Origin of the sequence: Phenylobacterium sp. (assembly GCF_013822795.1) — a bacterium.
GTDB lineage: Bacteria > Pseudomonadota > Alphaproteobacteria > Caulobacterales > Caulobacteraceae > Phenylobacterium.
This window is the reverse complement of the sequence record NZ_PNLB01000008.1, coordinates 1-16317: the sequence shown is the minus strand read 5'-3', so window position 1 is coordinate 16317 and position 16317 is coordinate 1. Positions and strand designations below refer to the sequence as shown.

Annotated in this window: 16 protein-coding genes and 2 pseudogenes; 12 read left to right on the top strand and 6 right to left on the bottom strand. The window is 66.0% G+C overall.

Annotated features, from left to right (window positions below; translation table 11 throughout):
• Positions 1 to 24 precede the first annotated feature (24 nt).
• Entirely contained in the window at positions 25 to 348 is a 324-nt protein-coding gene (locus tag C0481_RS08755; RefSeq protein WP_293402715.1) for a hypothetical protein, read from the bottom strand.
• Between the two features lie 194 nt (positions 349 to 542).
• Here C0481_RS08755 and C0481_RS08750 point away from each other — a divergent pair.
• The 9 genes and pseudogenes from C0481_RS08750 to C0481_RS08710 form a co-directional block, all read left to right on the top strand.
• Positions 543 to 716: pseudogene (locus C0481_RS08750) on the top strand (transposase); the annotation flags it as partial.
• A 194-nt stretch (positions 717 to 910) separates the two neighbouring features.
• Positions 911 to 2098, top strand: coding sequence for an outer membrane beta-barrel protein (locus C0481_RS08745; RefSeq protein ID WP_293402714.1), 1188 nt, complete (start codon positions 911 to 913; stop codon positions 2096 to 2098).
• Positions 2099 to 2116: 18 nt separating this feature from the next.
• Positions 2117 to 2974 carry an SLBB domain-containing protein gene (locus tag C0481_RS08740; RefSeq protein ID WP_293402713.1) on the top strand — a complete coding sequence of 286 codons (858 nt, stop codon included), beginning with the start codon at positions 2117 to 2119 and terminating at the stop codon, positions 2972 to 2974.
• 27 nt (positions 2975 to 3001) lie between these two features.
• Positions 3002 to 4342, top strand: a complete 1341-nt coding sequence (locus tag C0481_RS08735) for a Wzz/FepE/Etk N-terminal domain-containing protein (protein ID WP_293402711.1) — start codon at positions 3002 to 3004, stop codon at positions 4340 to 4342.
• A 14-nt stretch (positions 4343 to 4356) separates the two neighbouring features.
• Positions 4357 to 5070, top strand: a complete 714-nt coding sequence (locus C0481_RS08730) for a CpsD/CapB family tyrosine-protein kinase (RefSeq protein WP_293402710.1) — start codon at positions 4357 to 4359, stop codon at positions 5068 to 5070.
• A 3-nt stretch (positions 5071 to 5073) separates the two neighbouring features.
• Complete coding sequence (gene xrtV, locus C0481_RS08725; RefSeq protein ID WP_293402709.1) at positions 5074 to 5949, top strand: exosortase V; 876 nt, start codon at positions 5074 to 5076, stop codon at positions 5947 to 5949.
• Positions 5946 to 6641: an exosortase-associated protein EpsI, V-type gene (gene epsI / locus C0481_RS08720; protein WP_293402708.1), complete on the top strand. Its 696-nt coding sequence runs from the start codon at positions 5946 to 5948 to the stop codon at positions 6639 to 6641. The genes xrtV and epsI overlap by 4 nt, the downstream gene beginning before the upstream one ends.
• Positions 6642 to 6732: 91 nt before the next feature.
• Positions 6733 to 7923, top strand: coding sequence for a polysaccharide pyruvyl transferase family protein (locus C0481_RS08715; protein WP_293402707.1), 1191 nt, complete (start codon positions 6733 to 6735; stop codon positions 7921 to 7923).
• Between the two features lie 100 nt (positions 7924 to 8023).
• Positions 8024 to 9442, top strand: coding sequence for an oligosaccharide flippase family protein (locus C0481_RS08710; protein ID WP_293403021.1), 1419 nt, complete (start codon positions 8024 to 8026; stop codon positions 9440 to 9442).
• Here the strand turns inward: C0481_RS08710 and C0481_RS08705 are convergent.
• A complete protein-coding gene (locus tag C0481_RS08705; RefSeq protein ID WP_293402706.1) occupies positions 9439 to 9681 on the bottom strand; it encodes a hypothetical protein in 243 nt (80 codons plus the stop codon). The two genes, C0481_RS08710 and C0481_RS08705, sit on opposite strands and share 4 nt — an antisense overlap.
• 13 nt (positions 9682 to 9694) lie before the next feature.
• A complete protein-coding gene (locus C0481_RS08700) occupies positions 9695 to 9952 on the bottom strand; it encodes a hypothetical protein (RefSeq protein ID WP_293402705.1) in 258 nt (85 codons plus the stop codon).
• Between the two features lie 251 nt (positions 9953 to 10203).
• On the opposite strand from C0481_RS08700, the gene C0481_RS08695 reads away from it, so the two are divergent.
• The 3 genes from C0481_RS08695 to C0481_RS08685 all read left to right on the top strand — a co-directional run bounded on the left by C0481_RS08695 (position 10204) and on the right by C0481_RS08685 (position 12866).
• On the top strand, positions 10204 to 11331 hold the full coding sequence (locus C0481_RS08695; protein WP_293402704.1) for an AGE family epimerase/isomerase: 1128 nt from the start codon (positions 10204 to 10206) through the stop codon (positions 11329 to 11331).
• A 14-nt stretch (positions 11332 to 11345) separates the two neighbouring features.
• The gene (locus C0481_RS08690) at positions 11346 to 12635 is read left to right on the top strand and encodes a nucleotide sugar dehydrogenase (protein ID WP_293402702.1); all 1290 of its coding nucleotides are present in this window, start codon (positions 11346 to 11348) and stop codon (positions 12633 to 12635) included.
• Between the two features lie 72 nt (positions 12636 to 12707).
• Positions 12708 to 12866, top strand: a complete 159-nt coding sequence (locus C0481_RS08685) for a hypothetical protein (RefSeq protein WP_293402700.1) — start codon at positions 12708 to 12710, stop codon at positions 12864 to 12866.
• Positions 12867 to 12869: 3 nt separating this feature from the next.
• Here the strand turns inward: C0481_RS08685 and C0481_RS08680 are convergent, their stop codons facing one another.
• The 3 genes and pseudogenes from C0481_RS08680 to C0481_RS08670 form a co-directional block, all read right to left on the bottom strand.
• Entirely contained in the window at positions 12870 to 13892 is a 1023-nt protein-coding gene (locus tag C0481_RS08680) for an NAD-dependent epimerase (RefSeq protein WP_293402698.1), read from the bottom strand.
• Between the two features lie 60 nt (positions 13893 to 13952).
• Positions 13953 to 15761, bottom strand: a complete 1809-nt coding sequence (locus tag C0481_RS08675; RefSeq protein WP_293402696.1) for a nucleoside-diphosphate sugar epimerase/dehydratase — start codon at positions 15759 to 15761, stop codon at positions 13953 to 13955.
• Between the two features lie 337 nt (positions 15762 to 16098).
• Positions 16099 to 16317 (bottom strand): annotated as a pseudogene (locus tag C0481_RS08670) (hypothetical protein); the annotation flags it as partial.

The window sequence follows — 16317 nt, the reverse complement described above, 5'->3', positions numbered from 1 at the left end:
ACTCATTGTATCGGACCGCCCCCCTTAACCCAAAGCGCGGTGGTCATTCTGCCAAGCACCGACGTTGGCCGCCGTTGGGGCGAACTCAATCTCACTGTCACGGACGATCAATTCTCGCAGTTCGTGGATACTTAGCTCCCACCACTTCGTCGCCTCGATGGCTTCGACCAACGCCGGTTCGAACCGGTCTCGTAACTTTCGCGCCGGATTGCCGACAACAATCGAATAGGAGGCGACATCATGGGTGACGATCGCACCGGCGCCAATCACCGCGCCGCGTCCAATGTGCCGACAACCTGGCAGAATGATTGCATTGTGCCCAATCCAAACATCGCCCTCTATACTCAAACATCGTCCTCTATCCGGAACAGCTCCGTGCTGGACACCGGATTCAGACTAAGCAAATGATGTGCCACGACACACAGCACCGCTAGTAAATTTTGCTTACGTGAGCAACCTCGACCTCGAGTGAGCGTCCGGTGACGTGACCCCTGAAACTCAGCCAGAAATAACTAGAGTCCGCCCGACCAAAGGACGGACGAATGAAGCGATCAAGGTTCACGGAAGAGCAGATCATCGGGATCCTGCGCGAGCAGGAGGCGGGCATGCCGGTGGCGGACCTGTGCCGCAAGCGCGGGCTCAGCTCGCCGACTTTTTACAAGTGGAAGGCCAGGTATGGCGGCCTGGAGGTGTCGGAGGCCCGGCGCCTGAAGGCGCGCGGCGCCAGTGACGGCTCACCAGGTGGGGTTCACCGGACGCTCACTGGGAAGCGTTAGTTAACCGAACTGCTCATCAGCAGATTGTTCACAAACTTCAGCCTACTTTGTTGGTGCACGCGCAAATCGCGGGCGCTATCTCTCTGATGGGCTTCGGGCCTGTCAGAAGGCGTTACGAATTGGGGGGCACGCGCATGCATTACGGAAAGATCGTCTGCGGTGGTTTGCTTGGCGTTGCGGCGTTGACCACGCCGGCGCTGGCTCAGGAGACGCGAAGCATCAATTTCGGCGTCCAAGCGACGGTCGTGCACGACAGCAACGTTTCACGTTCGGACGCGGCGACCGCGGCGCTCCGCGGCATTACGCGCGAGGACACCATCTTCAGTCCCGCTGTGACGGCCGACGTGCTGCTGCCGGTCAGCCGCCAATCGCTCTATCTGCGCGGCAGCGTGGGCTACGACTTCCACGACAAGAACACCCAGCTCGACACCGAGAACCTGGATTTTGAAGGCGGGGCCAACCTGCGCTTCGGTCCGTGCCAGGGACAACTCGGCGGGACGTTCCATCACGGTCAGGCCAACACGCAGACCGTCTCCCTGGTGGACTCGCAAAACGCCATCGACAGCAGCTCGCTCGGGGCGACGGTCTCGTGCACCCGGGGCACCGGCCTCGGCATTACGGCGGCGGCCCACAAGATCTGGTCCGAGAACAGCAACGCCGTCGTGTTCCAGAATGACTCAGAGACCTGGGACGGCACGGTCGGCGTGACCTATTCGCGTCCCGCTTTGGGAACGCTGACGGTCTATGCCGGCTATTCCGACACCGATTACCCGAACCGCCTCCTGCCGACCTCGGCCAGCGGCTATGAGACCACGACCCTCGGGGTGTCCTTCGAGCGCCGGATCAGCAGCCGCCTGCAGGGCGTGATCAGCTATGGCTACACCACCGTCGAGACCGACAGCCTGGTGCAGGACAGCGATTTCGAAGGTTCGACCTGGAGCGTCCAATTGGCCTACCGCCCGACGACGCGGGCGCGCGTGGAGTTCAGCATGGCGCGCGCGGTCCAGCCGGCGAGCAGCATCGGCGGCCTCTACACGATCGACACCAACTACCGGATCTCGGGCAACTATGATCTTGGCTCGCGAATTGCACTGTCGCTCGGCACTGAGTTCGTGGACTCCGAAACGGATGGCTCATTCGCGGCCATCTTCCCGGTGCTGACGGATTCTCAGAGCTACGCCGTGTTCGGGGGCGTTACGTTTGCGCAAAGCGAGCGGATCCGTTGGACCCTGAACGCGCGTTACGAGGATCGGGACGCCAACGCCCCGCAGTACACCTATGATCGGACTGTCGTCGCCCTGTCGGCGGGGGTCGCGTTTTAATCGGACTGAGGCCTGACCATGCGCAATAGCCTGCCCAAACTGATCGTCACCCTCGGGGCCGCTCTCGCCGTGCCGCTGAGCGCTCTGGCGCAGACGACCAGCCCCACGGCAGGTCCGGCGATGGCTCCGGCGGTCGCCCCGTCGACGGCCGCCGTCGATGCGCAGCCGGCGCCGTCGCCCGACTATATCCTGGGCCCTGACGACGTCGTCGATGTCGAGGTGCTCGGCCGGGCGGACTTCAAGACCCGGGCGCGGATCGGGGCCGACGGCACCATCCAGCTGCCGCTGATCGGCCGCATCGCCGCCGGCGACCGCACGGCCCGGGCGCTCAGCGAGCAGGTTCGCGGTGCGTTGCAGGCTGGCGGTTACTTCGCCAGTCCGATCGTCAACGTCGAGGTAGTCTCGTATTCGAGCCGCTATGTCACGGTGCTGGGCGCGGTCAACTCGCCGGGCCTGGTCACCGTCAACCGCTCTTACCGCCTGTCGGAAATCCTGGCGCGGGTCGGCGGCGTCAACGCCAGCGGCGCGGACTACATTGTCCTGCGGCCGGCCGACGGCAGCGCCGAGAAGCGCCTGCTGATCAAGGACCTGGCGACCGGCGACCCGTCGCAGGATCCGGTGGTCGGGGCCGGCGACAAGATCTTCGCCCCGCAGGCCGAGCTCTTCTACATCAGCGGCCAAGTCAATTCGCCCGGCTCCTATGCCGTGGCCACGGGCCTGACCTATCGCCTGGCGATCGCCAAGGCCGGCGGCCTTGGCCCCGCCGGTTCGGATCGGCGCCTGCAGGTGACCCGCGCCGGCACGAAGTTGAAGGTCAATCTCGACGACAAGGTTGAGCCGGGCGACGTGATCGTCATCGGCGAGCGTTTGTTCTAAGACGGCTTTGGGGGCCGGAGACAGGCAATGAGCATCATCCAGTTCCTCAGAATCCTCTGGGCGCGGCGTTGGGTGACCGTCGCTGCGACGGTCAGCTGCGTGCTTGGCGCGTTCATCGTCACGCTGATCGTGCCGCCGCGGTACTCGGCCTATTCGCGGGTCATGCTCGACCTGGTGAAGCCCGACCCTGTGACCGGACAGGTCACCGCCGCGGCCAGCTTCGCGCGGGCCTACACCAAGACCCAGATCGAGCTGATCAAGGACTACCGGGTCGCGGGCCAGGTGGTCGAAGACCTTGGCTGGCTGAACGACCCCAACCTGATCACCCAGTACGATATGCGTGGACCGGGCGATGACCGCGACTTCCGTCGTTGGGCCGCTCAGCGTGTCATCGACGGCACCGGCGCCTCGTTGATCGAGGGCAGCAACATCCTCGAGATCAGCTACACCTCGAACTCTCCGGAATCCGCGCGCACCGTCGCCGACGCGCTGCGCAAGTCTTACATCGACACCAGCCTGGCCTTCCGCCGCGAGTCCGCCCGCCGCACCGCCGAGTGGTATGACGCGCAGACCCTGAAGGCGAAGTCGGTCCTGATCTCGGCTGAAGCGGCCAAGACCGCCTACGAAAAGCAGACCGGGATCGTGCTGCAGGACGGCGGCCCCGACATCGAAAGCGCCAAGCTGAGCGCCCTGGCCCAGGCGTCGGCCGCCGGCGCCGCGCCGGTGATCGCCGGCCCGTCGGCTTCGGCGCTGCAACTGGCCCAAATCGACGCCTCGATCGCCCAGGCCTCGCGGGTTTTGGGGCCGAACCATCCCGACTTGATCGCCATGCGTCAGCAACGCACCGTGATGGCCCAGCAGGTTGCGCAGGAACGCTCGGCGATGGGCGCCATGGCCGGGGCCAACTCGGTCAGCGCCGGCGCCCTGGAGCGCCAGAAGAGCAAGGTCATCGGTCAGCGCGACCAGGTCGAGCGCCTGCGCCAGCTGCAGGCCGAGGTGGACCTTCGCCGCGGACAATTCGAAAAGGCCGCCGCCCGCACCGCCGAACTGCGCCAGGAGGCCGAGGTCGGCGAAACCAACCTGGTTCCGCTTGGCAGCGCCGTGACCCCGCAGAGCCCCAGCTTCCCCAACATGCCGCTGATCATGTTCGGCGCGCTTGGCTTCGGCCTTGGTTTCGGCGTGCTGGTGTCGCTGCTCATCGAGCTGTTCGGCCGCCGCGTCCGCGGCGCCGAGGATGTCACCGCGGTGATCGACGCGCCGCTGCTGGCCGTGATCTCCGGGCCGAGCAAGCCGCGCACCTTTATGGGCTTCTCGCTGCCGACCGGCGGGGCCCGCGGGCCGGCGCGTCGTAAATTCGCGAACGCATGAGCAAGGAAACGCAAGTGCCTCGGACCAATGAAGCCGCGCCCCTCGGCGGCGCCTCGATCGGCGAGACCGGACTGTCCGGGGGCGGGGAGAGCGCCTGGAGCTTCGCGCCGTCGGTCGTGAGCCTGTCGGCGCCGCATGGCGAGCAGGCCGAGGCCATCCGCACCCTGCGCACCCACATCATGGCCCAACACGTCGACGACGGCCGCCGGGGCCTGGCGATCTGCGGACCGAGCATCGGCGTGGGGTGCACGTTCACCGCGGTCAATCTCGCGGTGGCGCTGTCCCAGATCGGCGTCAACACGCTTCTGATCGACGCCGACCTCCGCCGCCCGACCGTCCAGGATCTCATCCGTCCGGCCAAGCCGGTGATCGGCCTGCGTCAGGCGCTGAGTTCGGACGAGCCGCTGGATGGGGTCATCCAATCCTCGGTGCTGCCTGAGCTGTCGGTGATGTTCTCCGGCGGCGCGGCCCCGGACGCCCAGGAACTGCTGGCCAGCGACCGGTTCAAGGACCTGGTCGATCAGCAGCTGCGCGACTTCGACATGACGATCATCGACACGCCGGCCGCCAACAGCTGCGCCGATGCGCGCCGCATCAGCACTGTCATCGGTTACAGCCTGATCGTGGTCCGGCGTAACCGCAGCTTCATCGGCGACATGCAGGCCCTGGCCGCTCAACTGAACGAAGACCGCGCCCGCATCGTCGGCACGGTGATGAACGAAGGCTGATCGGTGGCCTCTGCAGTAACAGAGAATGCGCCGCGTTCCCGGTTTGCGATCACCGGCGCTTGGGTGGTCGCGCTGGGTATGGCGCTACTGGCGATCCCGACCATCGCCACCTTGGGCGAACAGGTCTGGTCGAAGGAATCCGGCGCGCACGGTCCGATCGTGCTGGTCACCGGGCTGTGGCTGCTTTGGCGCAAGCGCGACGAGATGCTGGCTGCGGCGGTGCCCGGCAGCGACTGGCTGACCATCCCGGCGATGGCCGCGTCGCTGGCGCTTTACATCTTCGGCCGCGCCTATGACTTCATCAGCCTCGAGGTGATCGGCCTGTATGGCGTCGGCATTTCGCTGCTCTACGCCTGTTTTGGCCTGAGGGTGCTGCTGACCAACTGGTTTCCGCTGCTTTACCTGGGCTTTTTGGTGCCGCCGCCAGGCTGGTTCATGGACGGCATCACCGCGCCGCTGAAGCTGTTCGTCTCGTTCGCGGCCACTGAAGGCTTGCAAGCGGTTGGTATCCCGGTGTTCCGGGAAGGCGTCACGTTGATGATCGGTCACTACCAGCTGCTGGTGGAGGACGCCTGCTCGGGCATGAACTCCATCACCGGCTTGGTGGCCATCAGCCTGTTCTACATCTACCTGCTGCGCAACGCGTCCTGGCGCTACTCGCTGTTTCTCGTCGCGCTGGTGATCCCGATCGCTATCGTGGCCAACATCATCCGGATCGTCGTGCTGGTGCTGCTGACCTACTTCTTTGGCGATGCGGTGGCGCAAGGCTTCCTGCACATGGCGGCCGGCATCTTCCTATTCGTCACGGCCCTGCTGCTGGTCTTCGCGGTCGACAACCTGATGTCGCGCTTGCTGAAGCTGAAGGGAGCGGCGGCATGATCGGTCGTCGCGAACTGCTGTTCCTGGGCGCCTGTGTGGGCGCCGCCGGGGTCTCCTACGGGCTCAAGCCGCGTCAGCGCCTTAGCTTGGTGAAGTCGGGCGACAAGATCGAGGCGATCGTTCCGGTCCGCTTTGGCCAATGGTCTTCGGAAGACAGCGACGGCCTGGTTCAGCCCAACACCGAGGGCCTGGCCGCGACGTTGTATAGCGAGATGGTCAGCCGCATTTATCGCGACCTGGAGACCGACGAGCAGATCATGATGTTGATCGCCTATGGCGACACTCAGAGCGATCTGCTGCAGCTCCACCGGCCGGAGTCCTGCTACCCGGCGCTGGGCTTTGAGCTGCAGTCGGTGCGGGCGGGCGAGATGGCGCTGCCAGGCGGCGCGGAACTGCCGGTCCGCCGGATCGTCGCCAAGGGCGCGGACCGGATAGAGTACGTCACTTATTGGACTCGCATGGGCGAGTACCTGCCCAAGAGCGCCGGCGACCAGCGCTCGGTGCGCCTGAAGACCGCGATGGAAGGCTATGTCCCCGATGGCGTGCTGGTGCGCTTCTCGGCGCTGGGTTCTGACGCGGCGTCGGCGTTCGCCCTGATCGACCGGTTTGTGCCCGCGCTACTGGCCGCGACCCCGGCATCGCGCCGCAATGCGCTGATCGGGACGCAACTAGCGCGCGCCATCAAGGCCTGACGGCCCCGACGGGGACGCCCTGGACGGGGGCCATCGAATGACGGGCGGGGACGCCCGGGCGGCGCACGGTCACGCTGTGGAGGTACTGGAGTTGAGAGTCGACGCGATGGGGAACAAGGCGATCAAGATTGGCCTGCTGTGGCATTCGCCGAACTCCGGAAATCTGGGCGTCGGCGCCTTGACCGTGGCGAACATGGCCATCGCGCGCACGGTCGCGACGGAAATGGGTCTGGCGCCGCGTTTCACCATCATCGGCATGCGCGATGATGGGGCGGCGTACGTGTCGCCGACTGAGGCTGAACTCTTCGTCGTCGACACCAGAACTTTGCTGAACCCCAGCGGGGCGTTGCGAGTCATCGCCGATCAGGACTGCATCCTGGACATCGGGGCGGGGGACAGTTTCGCCGACATCTACGGCCTGCGTCGCTTCATGTTCCTGTGGCTGACCAAGATGCAGGCGGTTGCCGCGCGAACGCCGCTCGTGTTGTCTCCGCAGACGATCGGCCCGTTCACGCGCTCGCCCTATCGCCAATTGGCGTCGGTGGCTCTGAAGCGGGCCGACAGCGTTCTGACCCGTGATCAGCCCTCGCTCGATGTGCTCCGTCACCTGGCTCCGGCGGTCAAGGGGAACTTGTCTGTGGATGTGGCGTTCGCCTTGCCCTACGTCGATCGCAGCTGCGAGCGCGGGGGGGCACGCCTGCGCGTAGGCGTCAATGTGTCGGGCCTGTTGTTCAATGAGGCTGAAAGCGGCCGCAACCGCTTCGGTCTCAGCATCGACTATGCGCTCTTCATGCGCCGGTTCCTCGGCCGACTGGCGACACGTGACGACGTCGAGGTGCATCTCGTTCCCCACGCGACCGCCGAGGCCTATGCCTGGGACGACGATGGTCGGATCGCGGACAAACTTGCGACGGAATTCCCCAGCACGCTTCGAGTCGGGAACTTCACAAATCCTTCCGACGCTAAATCGTATATTTCGAGCCTGGACTTCCTTGTCGCGGGCCGGATGCATGCCTGTATCGGAGCCTTTTCCACGGGCACGCCGGTGGTGCCCGTGGCCTACAGCCGAAAGTTCAGCGGGTTATTCGGTTTGCTGGAGTACAACTGGATGATCCCCACCTCGGGCGTCGAATTGGAGGCGGCGCTTGGGTATCTGGAGGACTGCCTAGATCAGCGGCAGGAAATGGCGGCGGATATCAAGGGCGGAATGCGTGAGGTGGATAATCTGCTCGGCGTTTACAGGACGGAGTTGCGTCGGATTTTCGAGGCGGCCACGGCCTGACTGAGGCGCGAGCCGGGGCGCTGGGTGAACCCCGGCGTGAGTGCAGATGAGACGTCAGTCGCAGTGGCGGTTGGCTTGATCGAAGGTTGAGGGCGCAGTCATTCGCCAAGGCACCAGAGCATATGTCGCCGCGTCGGTCCTCGCGCAGGTGTGCTCGTTGGCGCGCTACACCATCATGGTGCGGCTGCTCGGCCCCGAACAACTCGGCCTCGCGGCGCTGTTGATTTTGACGTCGTCGTTCTTTGAGTCGATCAGCGACAACGGCAGTGATCGGTTTCTGATTCAAGATCGCGACGGCGACAAGCCGACCGTGCAGAAACTCGTTCAGCTGGTCTTCGTCGGCCGCGGCATATTCATCTCGCTGGGGCTGCTCATAGCCGCCTATCCGACGGCGCTGATCTATGATGAGCCGGCGCTTGCCTCCGGACTGATGATCTTGGCGATCGCCCCGTTGATCGGCGGCTGGATGCACCTGGACTTCCGGCGAGTGCAAAGGGCGCATGATTTCCGGCCCGAGGCGCTTGGCATCGCGCTCGCTGAGCTGGCCAGCACTGCGGCGATCATCGTCGCGGCTTACTACACGCGCGATTTCACGGCGATCCTGTACGGACTCATCACGCGTGCCGTGGTGCAGGTGATCGTCTCGCATCTCACGGCCAAGCGGCCCTACGCCATCGGCTACTCGAAGGAATATGCGAGGCGGCTGATGATGTTCGCCGGTCCGCTGGTCGTCAACGGCTTGCTTCTGTTCATCGGATCGCAAGGCGACCGCGTGGTGATCGGCCACCAACTAGGGGTCACAGCGCTTGGCCACTACACGGCGGTTCTGCTGCTCGTCAGTTCGCCCGCAGCGATGGTCATTCGCATTCTTGGGGCCACCAATCTGCCTGTGATCTCGGCCGCTCGGGGCGACCCGATCTTGCTCAAGCAGGCGGCGGACCGGCTGGCGGGCCGGGCGGTGCTGTTGGGGCTCGGCATCGCGGCTGGCTTCGCACTCGTGGCGCCCACCGCGGTCGACCTGCTCTATGGTCAGGCCTTCCACCTTCCGGCGACCGTGATCGCCTTGATCGGCATGCTGCAGGCCGCGCGGTTCATCCGACTGTGGCCGACCAATGTGGCTCTCGGTGTCGGGGCAAGCCGCATCGTGATGACCAATAATATCGCGCGCCTCGTGGCGATGCCCGCGGCGATCCTCGGCTTCATGACGCTGGGCGGTCTGCCTGGCGTGCTGGCCGGCTTCATCTTGGGCGAGTTCACCGCCATGATCGTCGCCTTGGCGCTGCTCAACCGTCAGGTCGGCTTCCCGGCTTGGGACGGCTGGGATCGCGTGGCGGCCTTCGCCGTGGCCTTTGCGGCCATCTATGCCGCGGCGTCGGCGGTCGACGCCGGTCAATACCCGGCCGCCGCCATACTAGCCGCCTTGCTGGGCGGCCTCGCCATCCTGGTGGCGCTGCGCGAACGGGAAACGATCGGCGAAGTGGTCGGCCTGCTGCGGACCCTAAAGCCCGCAAGCCGCTAGGCGCTGATCGGCTGGTTCCGGCGCCAGGCCTCAAGGGCCGCGACGCTCGGATTGTTGACCATGTCGCCTTGGCTCTGCACCAGCCGGCGCAGTTCGGGAGTGTCGAGCTCCCACCAGAGGGTGGCGTCGAGGGCCGCGGCCATGAACTTGCAGCTCGGCAGGATCACCACGTTATGCGCCACCCAGACATCGTCCTCGACGATCAGCGGTTCGTCCCAGGTGATGTCGGCGTCGACCACGCCGAACTTCTTCTCATAGAGCGCCGGATGGGTGGTCAGGGCCTCCAGCGGGTGGTTGCGCGGAGCGGACTGTGTTGGCGAACGAGCAGTAGCGGCCGATGCGGATAGGGCCTGGCATCCGCCACTGGTCGAAGCAGCCGTAGGAGTACATCCCGATGTCGATGTCGTAGCGCTCGCGGAACAGGCTGCGCAGGGCCAGGTTGTCGAACTGGCGCCGCTTCATCAGGTAGAGTCTGAGCTTGAGGACGGCGGCGTTGAACAGTCCGAGCATATCGAGCCCTCTATGGTGTCAGACGGCGTCCACGAGGACGTTCAATCCTAGTCTAGCTCCCTAGCCGTGAGGCAAGGTTTCCGGCCTCGCGGAGCGACGCGCGCGCGCTCCCGCAATTTCGCCCCAAGCTGCGCATATCCGGCCGCGGCGCAATCGCGATGACGTGTAGGCCCCGACGCGCTATCGAGGGGCGTGTGAGGACAAGGTTGGAAGTGTTGAAAGTCGATTCGCCGCCGCGACGGGACGAGAGCGTGGATCCTCGGGATGAAACCCCCTTCGAGAGCCTCGATGCTGCTGGGGCATGGTTCGACCGCTGGGTGCGGGAAGCTGCGCTGCCGCTGTGGTGGGAGCGTGGAGCCGATCGCGAGCGCGGCGGCTACCACGAAGCGCTGAGCATCGCCGGCGAGCCGCGGCCGGGGCCGCGCCGTGCGCGCGTGCAGGGTCGCCAGACCTACGTCTTCGCCACCGCTGGCGCGATGGGTTGGGACGGCCCTTGGCGTGAGGCGGCCTGGTATGGGATGGACTTCTTCCTGGAGCGCTATCTGCGGCCGGACGGGCTGTTCCGCACCCTGGTGGGGCTGGACGGCGCGCCGCTCGACGACACGCCGATGCTATACGACCAGGCGTTCGCTCTGCTGGGCACGGCGACCCTGCACCGGGTCGATCCGGATCGGATGGATCTGCGCCAAATCGCGCTCGGCGTGCTGAACGGCCTCGATGCGATGCGCAACCGAGCCGGCGGCTTCGTTGAGAACATCGCGTATCCGTATCAGGCCAACGCCCACATGCACCTGCTGGAAGGTGCGCTGGCCTGGGCCGAGAACGACGGGGGCGTTTGGGACGCCATGGCCGACGAGATCGTCGAGATGGCGCTGCGGGTGTTCATCGACCCGAAGGGCGGCTTCCTGCGCGAGTTCTTCGACGCCGACTGGCGGCTGGTGGATGGCGACGACGGCCGGCTGGTCGAGCCGGGGCACCAGTTCGAATGGGCCTGGCTACTGGAGAAGTGGGGCCGACTGCGTGGGCGCAAGGACGCCCTGGCAGCGGCCCGCGGTCTCTATGACGCTGGCCGGCGTGGGATCGACCCCGCCCGCCAAGTGGTCATGAACGAGCTTTGGGACGATTTCTCGGTGCGCGAGGCGACTGCGCGCCTCTGGCCGCAGACCGAGCACCTGAAGGCTGAACTGCTGTTCGGCGACGAGGCCGGCAAGATCGCGGCGGCCGAGGTGCTGCGCCGCTATCTGCAGACGCCGGCGGCCGGCGCGTGGCGCGACAAGCTGCGGCCCGACGGAACCTTCGTCGACGAGCCGGCGCCGGCGACGTCGTTCTACCATATCCTCTGCGCCTGCACGGAGCTGTTCCGGGCGACCGGACGCTAGGAGACCTATCGGCGATGCTGCAGAACCCTTTCACCCGCACGCCGGCCGCGATCGGCGTGATCGGTCTTGGCTATGTCGGGCTGCCGCTGGCGGTGGCGCTGGCCGAAAAGTATCCGGTGGTCGGGTTCGACATCGACGCCGAGCGGATCGCCGAGCTGCAGGCCGGGCACGACCGCACGCTGGAGACGTCGGCTGAGGAGCTGGCTGCGGCGGCTGGCCTGGCCTTCGCCGACGAAGAGGCGGCGCTGAAAGACTGCAACGTCTTCATCGTCACGGTCCCGACCCCAATCGACCGCTACAAGCGCCCAGACCTCACGGCGCTGTTGTCGGCTAGCCGCACGGTAGGCCGGGCGATCGCCAAGGGCGCGGTGGTGATCTTCGAATCCACCGTCTACCCCGGCGCGACCGAAGAGGACTGCGTGCCGGTGATCGAGGCCGTCTCGGGCCTGAAGTTCAACGAGGACTTCTTCGCCGGCTACAGCCCCGAGCGGGCCAATCCCGGCGACCGCCAGCACCGACTTTCGACCATCACCAAGGTGACCGCGGGCTCCACGCCGCAGGCGGCTCAGTTCGTCGACGCGCTCTATGCCGCGGTGGTGCCGGCCGGCACCCATCTGGCGTCCTCGATCCGCGTGGCCGAGGCCGCCAAGGTGATCGAGAACACCCAGCGGGACCTGAACATCGCGCTGATCAATGAGTTCGCGCTGATCTTCAACCGGCTCGATATCGATACCCAGGAGGTGCTGGCCGCGGCCGGCACCAAGTGGAACTTCCTGAAATTCACGCCCGGGCTGGTTGGCGGCCACTGCATCGGGGTGGATCCGTACTACCTGACCTCCAAGGCCGAGGACGCCGGCTATCATCCGCAGGTCATCCTGGCCGGCCGACGGATCAACGACGGCATGGGCGGCTACATCGCCCAGGAACTGGTCAAGACGATGATCCGTCGCGAAATCCAGGTCCGTGGGTCGCGGGTGCTGGTGATGGGGCTGACCTTCAAGGAGAACTGCCCGGACCTGCGCAACACCCGGGTCATCGACATCGTCCGCGAGCTCGGAGAGTACGAGATCGCGGTCGACGTGCACGAACCGTGGGCCGATCCGGCCGAGGCCGAGGCCGAATACGGCGTGGCGCCGGTCGCGACGCTGGAGCAGGGGGCCTACGACGCCATCGTCGTCGCCGTCGCCCACAACGAGTTCCGACAGATGGGCGTCGAGGCCATCCGCGCCTTGGGCAAGCCCGGCGCGGTGCTCTACGACGTCAAGGCGATGTTCCCGCAAGGGGCGGCGGACCTGCGGCTTTAGCGCGCCGCTTGCCAGGGCGCGCAACCCTGTTATCGACTAGACCAACGTCGCCGAGGTGAGGGGCCCTTCCTGATGGAACGACTTGGACAGTTCTCCCTGCCGTTCCTGGCGGCGTGCATCGTCGGCCTGGTCGCCTGGTCGATCCTCTCCGAACGCCGCGCCGCCCGCGAGGCCGCGCGCCGCGCCAAGGAAGAGGCGGCTGCTGCGCGTGATCAGGCCCGCGGGCGCTGATCCTCAGTTCGCGCCGACCCGGTAGTAGTCGAGATACCAGTCGACAAAGTTCGACACCCCGACCTCGATCGGCGTCGACGGCGCGTAGTCCAGCGCAGCCTTGGTGTCGGTGACGTCCGCCTCCGTGCGAGCCACGTCGCCTGGCTGCATGGGCAGCAGGTTCAGCTTGGCTTTGCGGCCCAGCTTCTCTTCAAGCACCTCGATGTAGCGCATCAACTCGACCCGCTGGCTGTTGCCGAGGTTGAGGATCCGCCACGGGGCCACGCCGCTGGTGGCGGGATCGGGATCCAGCGCGTTCCAGTTCGGATCGACTTGCGCCGGGCGATCGAGCGCGGCGACCACGCCCGAGACGATGTCCTCCACATAGGTGAAGTCGCGCTGCATCTTGCCCTGGCCGAAGACGTCGATGGGCTGGTCTTCCAAGATCGCCTTGGTGAACTTGAACAGCGCCATGTCAGGTCGGCCCCAGGGCCCGTAGACCGTGAAGAATCGGAAGCCGGTCGACGGGATGCCGAACAGGTGGGCGTAAGAATGGGCCATGGCTTCGTTGGCCAGCTTCGTCGCCGCATAGAGCGTGATCGGATGGGTGGCGCTGTCGTGCACCGAGAACGGCAGCTTGCCGTTGGCGCCATAGACCGAGCTGGTTGAGGCGAACACCAGGTGCTGCGCCTGCACGGCGCGGCAGCCTTCGAGGATGTTCCCAAAACCCACGAGGTTGGCGTCGACATAGGCCGCCGGCTGCTCGAGGCTGTAGCGAACGCCCGCCTGGGCCGCCAGGTGGATCACCCGTTCCGGCTTGGCCTCGGCGAACAGCGCCGCCATCGCCTCGCGGTCAGCCAGGTCGATGGCGGCGTGGCGATAGCCCTCACGGGCTTCGAGCCGCGCCAGCCGCGCCTGCTTCAGCGTCGGGTCGTAATAGGCGTTGAGATTGTCGAGACCCACCACCGTATCGCCGCGGTCCAGAAGACGGTGCGCGACGTGGGAGCCGATGAAGCCGGCCGAGCCGGTGACCAGGATAACCGCCATGCCGCCCGATTATACTCTCGGCGCGGCCGCGTCACGTCCGCTCGGCGCCCCAGGCGCGGTTCAGGCGCTGGAGACGACCCGAAGGGCCGGGGTCGAGGGCTTCTCGCCGCGCACTTGGGCCACGATGTCGAACAGCTTGCTGCGCACCTGCTCGACGTCGCCGCCCTGAGCCATGGCTTCCAGCTCGATCAGGTGGTTGGCGGTGATCCGCAGGGCCGAGGAGGAGACGACCTCCATGACCTTGGGCGCGCAGGGCAGGGAGCGTTCCGTCTCGTCCAGCAGCAGCTCGGTCAATTTTTCGCCCGGGCGCAGGCCGGTCACCTCGATTTCGATGTCCTTGCCCGGGACGTGGCCCGACAGGGCGATCATCTGGCGGGCCAGGTCCATGATTCGCACCGGCTCGCCCATTTCCAGCAGGAAGAGGCGCGCGTGCTTGGTTTCTTCGCCTTCGGCCGAGTGCGCGGTGGCGTGCAGCACCAGCTGGGCGGCCTCCGGGATGGTCATGAAGAAGCGCTCGATGTTCTCGTGCGTCACCCGTACCGGGCCGCCACGTTCGATCTGCGAGCGGAAGATCGGCACCACTGACCCGGCCGAACCGAGCACGTTGCCGAATCGGACCGCCGAGAAGCGCGTACCCTCGCCGGCCTGCTGGGCCTGGATGACCGCCTCGGCCAAGCGCTTGGTGGCGCCCATCACGTTCGACGGATCGACCGCCTTGTCGGTGGAAATCAGGATCATCTGGGCGGCGCCGCAGGCGCGGGCCGCTTCGGTCACGTTCCAGGTGCCCACGACGTTGGTCAGCACGCCCTCGCAGGGATGCTGCTCGACCATCGAGACATGTTTGAGCGCCGCGGCGTGGAACACCAGGTCGGGCTTCTCGCGCTGGAACGCCTGATGCAGGCGGTGGGCGTTGCGCACATCGCAGAGCACGGCGGTGCGCGACAGCTGCGGCCAGGTCTCGGCCATCTCGCGGTCGATCTCGAACAGCGAGGTTTCGGAGAAGTCCATCACCGTGACGTGCGCGGCATGGAATTGGGCGACCTGACGCACGAGTTCGGCGCCGATCGAACCACCGGCGCCGGTGATCAGCACGCGGCGGCCCTGGATCAGGGCCCCGACCGCGGCGCGGTCCAGCTCGATCGGTTCGCGGGCCAGCAGTTCCTCGACGCTGATCTCGCGCATCGGCAGCAGCGGCATGCCTTCGTGGTGGGCCAGCTCGACGATCGAGGGACGACGCAGCAGGCGAATGCCGTCGTTCTTCAGCTGACCAAGCTGGTCGGCGGTCAGGCCCTTGAGGCGGCCGGGCTCGTCGAGGAACAGAATGGCGCGGGGATAGCGGTTCCACCGGCGCAGGTCGGTTAGCGCCTCGTCGAGGTTGGCGAGGCTCTCGATGACGCAGACGCCGCGCACCTGTTGGCCGAGGTCGCGGGCGTCGGGACTGACGATGCCGACCGGGTTCCAGGCTTGGTCGTGCCGACGGGCGGCGTCGCGCAGGTAGGAATCAGCCATGGCAGGCGAGCCGATCAGCAGCAGCGACGGCGCGTGCGGCGCGCGGTCCCTGATCGTCCTGAGCGGAGAGAAGCTGTCGAGCGCATGCTCATGCATGGCGCGGCGCATCAGGCGCGCGCCCATCGAGCCGCCCATCTGGAAGATGACGGCCATGGCCAGGGCCGAACGCGGCAGGCCTTCGGCGCGATTGAGCACGAAGACCATCAGCAGGAAGACGCCGGCGGTCAGGAAGGCCGTGCGGGCCAGAACCAGGGCGTCGGGGATCGAGACGTAGCGCCACGGCGACAGCTCGCGGCGGAACAGCGTCGAAAACAGCGCAGCCAGACCGGTATAGATTCCGATCAGCTGAAGTAGTTTCAATGCAGGGAGGTCGGGCCCCAAAGTATCCAGGAGCTGACCCGACGCCAGCAGGTACGCTAGTAAGAAAGCGCAAGCTGCAATCAGGGCGTCAGCGAGGATGGTCTGAGCCCGATTGGCCATCTGCTCCATGAATCGCGCTCCGCGTCCTGTCCGAAGGTTGGCAACATAGACGCGTCAACGCGACCGTCCAATGAAACTCCAAGGCGAGGGTTTCGCTCCGCAGGAGAACGATGTTTTTTTGACCTGTGGCCGAATTCCCGCAGTAGCCGCCCGGAGTAAAGCAAAAGAGCCGCCTCGTCTCCGAGGCGGCTCTCCATTTCCTTAAGTCTCGCGGCCTTTAGAAGGCAGCCTTGAGACCCAGAACGACGCGGCTCTCATAGATATCGCCGAAGTCGTGCTCGCTGGTGTCGTGGTAGCGCAGGTCCACGCCGAGGAAGTCGGTGAGGGCGTAGCCGACGCCGAGGTTCCAGGTCGTGTAGTCGCCGTCGTAGTCGACGTCCTGATAGCCGACGGCGCCCGAGACGGTGAACTTCTCGCCGATCGGGGTCGAGCCGTT

Coding starts and splice junctions, on each gene's coding strand:
- C0481_RS08745 (WP_293402714.1), top strand. CDS start 911: ATGCATTACGGAAAGATCGTCTGCGGTGGTTTGCTTGGCGTTGCGGCG.
- C0481_RS08740 (WP_293402713.1), top strand. CDS start 2,117: ATGCGCAATAGCCTGCCCAAACTGATCGTCACCCTCGGGGCCGCTCTC.
- C0481_RS08735 (WP_293402711.1), top strand. CDS start 3,002: ATGAGCATCATCCAGTTCCTCAGAATCCTCTGGGCGCGGCGTTGGGTG.
- epsI (WP_293402708.1), top strand. CDS start 5,946: ATGATCGGTCGTCGCGAACTGCTGTTCCTGGGCGCCTGTGTGGGCGCC.
- C0481_RS08700 (WP_293402705.1), bottom strand. CDS start 9,952: ATGCTCGGACTGTTCAACGCCGCCGTCCTCAAGCTCAGACTCTACCTG.
- C0481_RS08690 (WP_293402702.1), top strand. CDS start 11,346: ATGCTGCAGAACCCTTTCACCCGCACGCCGGCCGCGATCGGCGTGATC.
- C0481_RS08685 (WP_293402700.1), top strand. CDS start 12,708: ATGGAACGACTTGGACAGTTCTCCCTGCCGTTCCTGGCGGCGTGCATC.
- C0481_RS08680 (WP_293402698.1), bottom strand. CDS start 13,892: ATGGCGGTTATCCTGGTCACCGGCTCGGCCGGCTTCATCGGCTCCCAC.